Annotated in this window: 9 protein-coding genes; 5 read left to right on the top strand and 4 right to left on the bottom strand. The window is 73.0% G+C overall.

All coding sequences use genetic code 11. The features are described 5' to 3' along the window. Positions 1 to 29 precede the first annotated feature (29 nt). The 4 genes from BIV03_RS13830 to BIV03_RS13815 all read right to left on the bottom strand — a co-directional run bounded on the left by BIV03_RS13830 (position 30) and on the right by BIV03_RS13815 (position 3,815). The gene (locus BIV03_RS13830) at positions 30 to 1,004 is read right to left on the bottom strand and encodes a zinc-binding dehydrogenase (protein ID WP_071296124.1); all 975 of its coding nucleotides are present in this window, start codon (positions 1,002 to 1,004) and stop codon (positions 30 to 32) included. Positions 1,005 to 1,028: 24 nt separating this feature from the next. Beyond that, entirely contained in the window at positions 1,029 to 1,451 is a 423-nt protein-coding gene (locus tag BIV03_RS13825; protein WP_022905450.1) for an organic hydroperoxide resistance protein, read from the bottom strand. A 21-nt stretch (positions 1,452 to 1,472) separates the two neighbouring features. Continuing rightward, a complete protein-coding gene (locus tag BIV03_RS13820) occupies positions 1,473 to 1,928 on the bottom strand; it encodes a MarR family winged helix-turn-helix transcriptional regulator (RefSeq protein ID WP_175473692.1) in 456 nt (151 codons plus the stop codon). A gap of 258 nt (positions 1,929 to 2,186) precedes the next feature. Then, positions 2,187 to 3,815 (bottom strand): DHA2 family efflux MFS transporter permease subunit, encoded by a 1,629-nt coding sequence (locus BIV03_RS13815; RefSeq protein ID WP_071296106.1) that lies wholly within the window; start codon positions 3,813 to 3,815, stop codon positions 2,187 to 2,189. A 140-nt stretch (positions 3,816 to 3,955) separates the two neighbouring features. On the opposite strand from BIV03_RS13815, the gene mvk reads away from it, so the two are divergent. From mvk to BIV03_RS13790, 5 genes are read left to right on the top strand one after another with little or no spacing between them, the layout of a single operon-like run. Beyond that, the gene (gene mvk, locus BIV03_RS13810) at positions 3,956 to 4,945 is read left to right on the top strand and encodes a mevalonate kinase (RefSeq protein WP_083403439.1); all 990 of its coding nucleotides are present in this window, start codon (positions 3,956 to 3,958) and stop codon (positions 4,943 to 4,945) included. After that, positions 4,945 to 5,964, top strand: coding sequence for a diphosphomevalonate decarboxylase (gene mvaD, locus BIV03_RS13805; protein WP_071296105.1), 1,020 nt, complete (start codon positions 4,945 to 4,947; stop codon positions 5,962 to 5,964). Before mvk ends, mvaD begins: the two co-directional genes overlap by 1 nt. Next, a complete protein-coding gene (locus BIV03_RS13800; protein WP_071296104.1) occupies positions 5,961 to 7,043 on the top strand; it encodes a phosphomevalonate kinase in 1,083 nt (360 codons plus the stop codon). The genes mvaD and BIV03_RS13800 overlap by 4 nt, the downstream gene beginning before the upstream one ends. Continuing rightward, positions 7,036 to 8,100, top strand: coding sequence for a hydroxymethylglutaryl-CoA reductase (locus BIV03_RS13795; RefSeq protein WP_070418055.1), 1,065 nt, complete (start codon positions 7,036 to 7,038; stop codon positions 8,098 to 8,100). Before BIV03_RS13800 ends, BIV03_RS13795 begins: the two co-directional genes overlap by 8 nt. After that, positions 8,097 to 9,254, top strand: a complete 1,158-nt coding sequence (locus BIV03_RS13790; RefSeq protein WP_071296103.1) for a hydroxymethylglutaryl-CoA synthase — start codon at positions 8,097 to 8,099, stop codon at positions 9,252 to 9,254. The genes BIV03_RS13795 and BIV03_RS13790 overlap by 4 nt, the downstream gene beginning before the upstream one ends. Positions 9,255 to 9,330: the final 76 nt, after the last annotated feature.

Genomic DNA, 9,330 nt, shown 5'->3' with positions numbered 1-9,330 from the left:
CGCGCCTCCAGTCCGTTGCACTGTCGCGTCTACGGGCGCAGGAGCACCTTGCCGACGCGGCCGGCGGTGTCCGAGGCGCGGACCGCGTCGCGGACGTCCTCGAAGGCGAACGTCTCCGCGACGGGGAGCGTCAGCGAACCGTCGAGCACGCGGGTGATGAGCTCGCCGAAGAGCTGCCCCTTCGTCTCGGCCGGCATCGTCTTGCTGACGACGCTGCCCCAGAAGCCCTTCACCGTGAGCTGGCCGAAGATGACCTTGCCGGACGGGATCTCGAGCGTGGGGGAGGCCATCGCGCCGAACACGACGAGGGTGGCGTTCTCGCCGAGGACGCTCGCGATGTCGCCGGCGGCCTTGCCACCGACGGACTCGACGCCCGCGACGATCGGCGCACCGCCGGTGATCGCGGCGACCTGGTCCTTCCAGTCGTCCGCGTCGGTGGCGACGATGCGCTCGATGCCCTGCTCGCGGAGTTCCTCGACGCCGGCGGAGCGGCGGACGAGCCCGATGACGTTGATGCCACGCGCGGCGCCGAGCTGGGCGACCATGCGGCCGACCGCGCCGTTCGCGGCGTTCTGGATCAGCCAGTCACCCTCGTGCAGGTCGAGCGAGTGCAGCAGGCTGATCGCGCTGAACGGCATCGAGACGAGCTGTGCCGCTGCCTCGTCGGGCATCGCGTCGGGCACCGGGACGAGCCCGGCGGCGTTCGCGGTGTAGTACTCGGCCCAGACGCCGAACGCCCCGCCGGCGACGCGCTGGCCGACCTGCAGGTTCGTGACGCCCTCGCCGAGGGCCTCGACCACGCCGAGCGCCTCGGTGCCGGAGGCCGCCGGCAGTTCGGGCTTGAAGCCGTACGTGCCGCGGACGGTCCAGAGGTCGTGGTTGTGGATGGGGGAGAGGACCGTGCGGACGAGGACCTCGCCGGCGCCGGGGGTGGGGACCGGGCGCTCCTGCACACCGAGGACCTCGGCCGGCTCGGCGAAGGTCTCGTGGACGACGGCGCGCATGGTGGTGGGGGTGGTGCTCATGGACTAGTCCTCCGAGACGGTGATGGTGACGTCGATGTTGCCGCGGGTCGCGTTCGAGTACGGGCAGACCTGGTGCGCGGCGTCCGCGAGGGCCTGTGCCTGGTCGTGCTCGAGCCCGGGCAGGACGACCTCGAGCAGCACGGCCAGCTGGTAGCCACCCTCGCCGTTCGGGCCGATCTGCACGCGGCCGCCGACGGAGGAGTCGGCGATCTTCACCTTCTGGCTGCGGGCGACACCCTGCAGTGCTGAGTGGAAGCACGCGGCGTACCCGGCGGCGAAGAGCTGCTCGGGGTTGGTGCCGGCGCCCGAGCCACCCATCTCCTTCGGGATCGCGAGGTCGAGCGCGAACGAGCCGTCGCTGGTGGCGACGCGGCCGTCGCGGCCGGCGCCGGTGGAGAGGGCCTCGGCGGTGTAGAGGGCTTCCATGGTGTTCCTTCCTTCGTGGGGTCAGTGGTCCGCGGCGGCGCGGTTCGGCGTCGCAGCGGCGTGCATGGTCTCGGTCAGCCGGTGCAGCGTCGCGATGAGTTCCGTCGCGGCGTGCTCGTCGGGCAGGCCCATCCCGGCGGCGATCGTCGACGGGATGTGGGCCAGTTCGCCGCGGATCGAGCGGCCGCGGTCGCCGAGCGTGATCGTGACGACCCGTTCGTCGGTGCTGCGACGTTCGCGACGGACGAGGTCCGACTGCTCCATGCGGCGCAGGAGCGGCGAGAGGGTGCCGGAGTCGAGCTGCAGGTGGTCGCCGAGACCGGAGACGGTCTGGTCGCCCTCGATCCACAGCGTCACGAGGACGAGGTACTGCGGGTAGGTGAGTCCCCACGGTTCCAGCAGGGTCCGGTACGCCTGCGTGGTCGCACGGCTCGCCGCGTAGAGGGAGAAGCACACCATCTCGTCGGTCACGGGCATGCCACAAGCATTGCACGCAACTCAGTTGTGCACAACCGTATCGGGGGCACCTGTTGCCGATCTGTCCCGGTCACGCCCGGTCGACCGCCCATGGTCACCGCCGTCCCCACCGCGGCGAGGACGTCTCCCTGGCAACGCGGGTCCCTCGCTGGCCTGCTGGCGTGTCTGGCCGAGTGAGCGACCCGCGTCGCCCCCGGCGCGGGGCCCGGTGGGGCGGACGGGAGGCGCGGGGCGGGGCCGACCCGCGCCTCCCGTCCGTCAGTCGGTCGCGTCGGCGGTCGTCGGGGCGGCGTCCGGTCCGGCCTCCTCGGTGTCCTCCGGGCGACTGCGCAGGCGCAGGGTGGCCGCGAGGCCGAGCACCAGGAAGCCCGCGGCCGACCAGGCGGCCGCGCGCGTGCCGTCACTGAACGCCTCGGCCGCAGCGGCTCCTGCCGTCGGACTCTGCTCGGTGAGTGCCGCGATCGACCCGCCGGAGGACGCGACCACGGCATCGGCGATCTGCGACGCGGCCGCGCTCGAGGACCCGGCGTCCTCGAGCCGGTGCTGCAGCAGCGTGCCGGTCGACGTGAACAGCACCGTGCCGAGCACCGCGATGCCGAGCGCCGACCCGATCTGCCGGGCGGTGCTCTGGGCGCCGGAGGCCTCGCCGCTGCGCTCGACCGGGACGTCCCGCAGCACGACGCTCGTGAGCTGCGCGGTCGCGAGACCGACACCGAACCCGTAGACGAACAGGCACGGCACGATCGCCCACCACGGCGTCGACGAGGTCACGACGAAGCCGATCGCCGCGACGCCGACGATCTCCGCGGCGATGCCGATCCGGACGATCCGCAGCGCGCCGATCCGCTGGCCGGCCGTCGCCGCGAACCCGCTCGCGACGAACGACCCGATGGCCAGGGCGAGCAGGACGAACCCGGTCTGCAGCGCCGAGTACCCGAGCACGTTCTGCAGCCAGATCGGCAGGGACAGGATGATGCCGAACTCGCCGAGCGACACGATGAGGGCCGCGATCGACCCGTTCCGGAACGACCCGATCGTGAAGAGGTCGAGCGCGATGAGCGTGGAGCGGCCCGCGCGCTGTCGCCGCCTCGTCCAGAGGACGAACGCCACGCCCGCGACGACGCAGAGCGCGAACGCGTACGGGATCGGGGAGAGCGGTCCGGGCCAGGTCCAGTCGCCGACCGTCAGCCGGGTGGCGTTCGACCACCAGCCGTACGTGCGTCCCTCGATGAGGCCGAACACGAGCGAGGCGCTCGTCACGACGCTGAGGACGGCGCCGACGACGTCGATCCGGCCGGCGTGCACGGTGTCGCGGGACTCGCGGACGGTCAGGGACGCGCCGACGACGATCGCGATGCCGAGCGGCACGTTGATGCCGAACGCCCACCGCCACGAGAAGTCCGTCGTCAGCCAGCCGCCGAGGAGCGGGCCCACCGCGACCATGCCGCCGATCGTGGAGCCCCAGACGGCGAAGGCGATCCCGCGCTCGCGGCCGGTGAAGGTGGCGTTCACGAGCGAGAGGGTCGTCGGCAGCACCATCGCGCCGCCGACGCCCTGCACGATGCGGGCGAGCACGAGCAGGTCGCCCGTCGGGGCCAGTGCGGCGAGGACCGAGGCGAGCGCGAACACCGTGACGCCCACGATCAACAGGCGCCGCCGGCCGAAGCGGTCGGCGAGCGAGCCGAACACGAGCAGGAGCGCCGCGAAGACCAGGGTGTAGCTCTCCTGCACCCACTGCACCAGGGTGGAACCGATGTCGAGGTCGGCCACGATGCTCGGGATCGCGACGTTCACGATGGTCGAGTCGACGATGATGAGCGAGACGGCGATGCTGATGACGACGAGTCCGGCCCAGCGTCGGCGGTCGGGGGTGTGGTGGGTGCTCACGGGGCGGCTCCTCGGGTAGTCAGCATGCTGACTATCACCGTACGCCCGGAACGGCGACCTCGTGGAGCGCGCTCACGGGCGGGGTACGGACACCGTCGAGCGCGTGCATGGCCGGGACGGTTAGGCTGACGTGACCCACGATGACCACCAACGACCTCGACAACTCAGCGACCACTGGAGCCGGCCCCACCCGCCGCACCGGTAGGGCGTCGTCCCACGGCAAGACGATCCTGATCGGGGAGCACGCCGTGGTCTACGGCGCACCCGCGCTCGTCCTGCCGGTCATCGACGCCGTGGTGGTCGCGACGGTCACGCCGATCGACGACGCCGAGGGGCACCGCCTCGAGTCGGCCGTGCACACCGGCCCGCTCGACCTCGCCCCCGCCGCCGTGATGCCGACCGTCACCGCGGTCACCGCCACGCTGCGGCACTTCGGCGTGACGGACCGCCGCTTCCACGTGCGCGTCGACAGCGCGGTCCCCACCGCTCGCGGCATGGGATCGAGCGCGGCGGTGGCAGCGGCGGTGACCGCGGCGGTCGCGGACGCACTCGGCGAGACGCTCGACGCCGAGGCGCACCACGGACTCATCCAGGAGTGCGAGCGGGTCGCCCACGGCCGACCGTCCGGACTCGACGCCCGCGGGGTCGTCGCCGACGCACCGGTCTGGTTCGAGGGCGGCCGCATCGAGCCGGTCGAGCTCGGCGCCCGGTTCGCCTTCGTGGTCGCCGACACCGGGGTCCCCGGCCACACGCGCGAGGCGGTGTCCGCCGTCCGTGCCCGTCACGACGCCGACCCGGACGGCACCGGCGCCGTGATCGACCGGATCGGCGCACTCGCCCGACGCGCGCGGGCGACGCTCGTGGACGGCGACGCACAGGCGCTCGGTGCCACGATGGACGCCGCGCACGAGCTGCTCAGCGACCTCGACGTGTCGAGCGACGACCTGGACCGGCTCGTCGGTGCCGCACGTGCGGCCGACGCCCTCGGCGCGAAGCTCACGGGCGGGGGCCGCGGCGGGTGCGTCATCGCGCTCGCCACGGACGTCGACCACGCGGACCGCATCGCGGCCGCACTGCGCGGCGCGGGTGCCGCAGCCACCTGGACCACCACGATCGGAGACCGCGCCTGATGACCGCCACCGCCGTCGCGCACCCCAACATCGCCCTCGTCAAGTACTGGGGCAAGGCGGACGCCTCCCTCGCCCTGCCGGCGACCGGCAGCGTCTCGATGGGACTCGACGTGTTCCCGACGACGACGTCGGTGACCGTCGGGGACACGGCGGACGACACCCTCACCCTCAACGGCTCGGTCTCGACCGACGGGGCGCTCGTGCGGGTCACGCAGTTCCTCGACCTCGTGCGCGAGCTCGCCGGGTCCTCGGCGCGGGCGTCGGTGGTGTCCGAGAACACCGTGCCGACCGGAGCCGGACTGGCCTCGAGCGCCTCGGGGTTCGCGGCGCTCGCGACCGCGGCCGCGGCGGCGTACGGTCTCGACCTCTCCGCGCGCGACCTGTCCCGGCTCGCCCGACGCGGCTCCGGTTCGGCCACCCGGTCGATCCCCGGTGGCGTGGCGGTGTGGCACGCCGGCGACGACGAGGGCTCCTACGCCGAGCCGATCCCCGCGCCGCCGATGGCCATGGTCGTCGTGACGATCGACGCCGGCCCGAAGGCGATCGGCTCGCGCGAGGCGATGCGGCGCACCGTCGCGACGTCGCCGTTCTACCCCGCCTGGGTCACCTCGACCACCAAGACCGTCGGGGACATGCTCACCGCCTGCGCCGCGGGGGACTTCACCCGCATCGGTGAGCTGACCGAGAGCAACGCCCTCCGCATGCACGCCACGATCGAGGGCGCCTTCCCACCCATCCGCTACCTCAACGCCCGCAGCGTCGCCGTGTTCGACGCCGTGGCCGAACTCCGTGCCGCCGGGGTCGAGGCGTACGCCACCGCCGACGCCGGCCCGAACGTCGTCGTGCTCACGAAGCCCGAGGGCCGGGGCGCCGTCGCGTCCGCGCTCGCGGGCTTCGGCGACGTGATCGAGTCCGGTACCGGACCAGGCGCGCGCCTGCTCGGCTCCGAAGTCCCTGCGACGCAGGACCCGGAGGCACCCGCACCGGGTGTCGTCCGACCAGAGGAGTCCGCCGAGTGATCGAGTTCCGTGCCCACGGCAAGCTGTTCGTCGCGGGCGAGTACGCCGTCGTCGAGCCGGGCCAGCCGTCCGTCATCATCGCCCTCGACCGCGCCATCACCGCGCGCGTGCGCGAGGGCCACGGCGCCGGCAGCGTGCACTCCGAGGAGTACGGACACCTCCCGCTCACCTGGACCCGCGCCGAGGACGGCATCGCGCTCGACACCGAGCACCACCCGTACGACTACGTGATGGCGACGATCGACCTCGTCGAGAAGCTCCGCGCCGAGCAGGGCATCGCACCGCGGTTCCACGACCTCCGCATCCACAGCCAGCTCGACGACGCGAGCGGCCGGAAGTTCGGGCTCGGGTCCTCCGCGGCGGTGACCGTCGCCACGGTGGGGGCCCTCGACCGCTTCTACGGACTCGGGCTCTCGCAGCGGAAGCGCTTCCAGGTCGCCCTGCTCGCCACGATCCGGGTGAACCCGCGCGCATCCGGCGGGGACCTCGCCGCGAGCACCTTCGGCGGCTGGCTCCGCTACAGCGCGCCGGACCGCGAACGGCTCGCGGCGCAGCTCGACACCCGCACCGTGACCGAGATCCTCGGCGACGCGGGCGCGTGGGAGGGCTTCGACGTCCAGCGGCTGCCCGCCCCCGAGAACCTCGAGCTGCTCGTCGGCTGGACCGGTTCGCCGGCCTCGACCACGAAGCTCGTCGGTGTCGTCCGTCGGCACCGCAACGGCGGCTACCAGGCGTTCCTCGACGAGAGTCGCACCTGCGTCGACGACCTCACCGTCGGCCTCCAGACCGGCGACGCCGAGCGCACCCTCGGGGCACTCCGGCGCGCCCGTGGGCTGCTCCAGCGCCTCGGCACGTCGGTCGGCTCGCAGATCGAGACCGAGCGACTCGCGACCCTGTGCGACGTCGTCGAAGCCGCGGGCGGGGCGGCCAAGCCGTCCGGTGCCGGCGGCGGCGACTGCGGCATCGCGCTCGTCCCGGCGGACACCGACCTCGCCGGCATCCACCGCGCCTGGGAGGCGCACGACATCAGACACCTCAGCGTCGCGGTGCAAGCGCCCGAAGGGAGCGTCGATGACTGACCTGCTGACCCCGATCCCCACGAAGTGGGTGGGGCCGATCCGCATCAGCGGCAACGCGGTGGAGGGCGAGCACGAGGTGCCGCTCGCCACGTACGAGTCGCCGCTCTGGCCGTCCGTCGGCCGCGGCGCCCGCATCTCGCGCATGGTCGAGGGCGGCATCGTCGCGACCGTCGTGGACGAGCGCATGACCCGTTCGGTCGTCGTCCGTGCCGACAGCGCGGCCGCGGCACACCTCGCGACCGGGCGCATCCTCGCCCGGCAGGACGAGCTCGAGCAGATCGTCGCCGGCCAGAGCCGCTTCGCGAAGCTCATCGAGGTGCACCCGGAGATCGTCGGGGACCTGCTGTTCCTGCGCTTCGCGTTCACCACCGGCGACGCCTCCGGGCACAACATGGTCACGCAGGCGGCGGACAAGCTCCTGCCGGCGATCCTCGCGTGGGAGCCGGGCCTGCGGTACGTCAGCGTCTCGGGCAACTTCTGCACCGACAAGAAGGCCACCGCGGTGAACGGCATCCGCGGACGCGGCCGGAACACCGTCGCCGAGATCGTCATCCCGGGCGAGGTCGTCGAGAAGCGGCTCCGGTCGAGCGCGGCACGCATCGCCGAGCTCAACGTCGCGAAGAACCTCGTCGGGTCGACCATCGCCGGGGCCATCCGCTCCGCGAACGCCCACTACGCGAACATGCTCCTCGGCTTCTACCTGGCCACCGGGCAGGACGCGGCGAACATCGTCGAGGGGTCCCAGGGCATCACGAGCGCCGAGGACCGCGACGGCGACCTGTACTTCGCCACCTCGCTCCCGCACCTCATCGTCGGCACGGTCGGCAACGGCAAGGGCGGGGACCTGCCCGTCGTCGAGGACGCCCTCGTGCGCCTCGGCTGCCGCGAGGACCGCGAGCCCGGTGCGAACGCCCGCCGGCTCGCCGCCCTCTGCGCCGCGACCGTCCTGTGCGGGGAACTCTCCCTGCTCGCCGCGCAGACCAACCCGGGCGAGCTGATGGCCGCCCACGTCGCGATGGAACGTCGCGGCGCGAAGCCCGCCGGAGGTGCAGCGTGACCCGCATCGGCATCCACGACCTCGCCGTCGCGACCGGGCACCACGTGCTCGAGCTCGACGACCTCGCCGAGCGCCTCGGGGTGGACCCGGCGAAGTACCACGTCGGCATCGGGCAGGACGCGTTCAGCGTGCCCGCTCCCGACGAGGACATCGTCACGATGGGCGCCGCCGCCGCGAAGGAGATCATCGACCGCCACGGTGCCGACGGCATCCGCACGGTGCTCTTCGCCACCGAGTCCGGGGTGGACCAGTCGAAGGCCGCCGGGGTGTTCGTGCACGGCCTGCTCGGGCTGCCGCAGAACGTCCGCGTCGTCGAGCTGAAGCAAGCCTGCTACGGCGGGACCGCTGCCGTCCAGCTCGCCCTCGGCATCGTCGCGCGTGCTCCGCGGGAGCGCGTGCTCGTCATCGCCGCCGACGTCGCGCGCTACGACGTCGACACCGCCGCCGAGCCGACGCAGGGTGCCGGCGCCGCCGCGATCCTGATCGCCGCCGACCCCGACCTCATCGAGATCGAGCCGGCCGCGGGTGTCTTCACCGCCGACGTCGACGACTTCTGGCGGCCGAACGACCGCTCCACCGCACTCGTCGACGGCCGCCTGTCCGTGAGCGCCTACGTCGACGCGTTCGTCGGGGCGTGGGACGACCTCGCGGGGCAGGGCGGACCGGCGTACGAGGACATCGTGCGATTCGTCCACCACCAGCCGTTCACGAAGATGGCGCTCAAGGCGCACCGGAAGCTCACGCAGCACGTCGGGGTGCCCTTCGACGAGTCCGAGCTCGCCCTCGGGTTCACGTACAACAAGCAGACCGGCAACACCTACACGGCGTCGCTCTGGATCGGGCTGGCCGCACTGCTCGACCTCGACGACGACCTCGCCGGGGAGCGCATCGGCCTGTTCAGCTACGGGTCCGGCAGCGTCGGGGAGCTCATCACCGGCATCGTGCAGCCGGCGTACCGCGACCACCGCCGTGTGGGCCGGGTCCGCGAGCTCCTCGCCGCCCGGGTGCCGCTCTCGGTCGACGCCTACCGGGAGCTGCACGCCGCGGGTGCCGCGACGAGCGAGGACGTCGAGCGTCCGCGGGTCACGGCTGCGCCGTACCGCTTCGCCGGCGTCCGCGGCGGCGCACGCCGCTACGAGGCGACGCGCCCCTGACGTGACCGCGCGTCCCTGACGTGACCGGCTGACGGTCGGGAGGCGCGGTGCCGGCCGGCACCGCGCCTCCCGTCCG

This window comes from Curtobacterium sp. MCBA15_016 (assembly GCF_001865105.1).
In the GTDB taxonomy this organism is placed as follows: domain Bacteria; phylum Actinomycetota; class Actinomycetes; order Actinomycetales; family Microbacteriaceae; genus Curtobacterium.
Note: the sequence above shows the minus strand (reverse complement) of the source record. Positions and strands in the feature narration are given on the sequence as shown.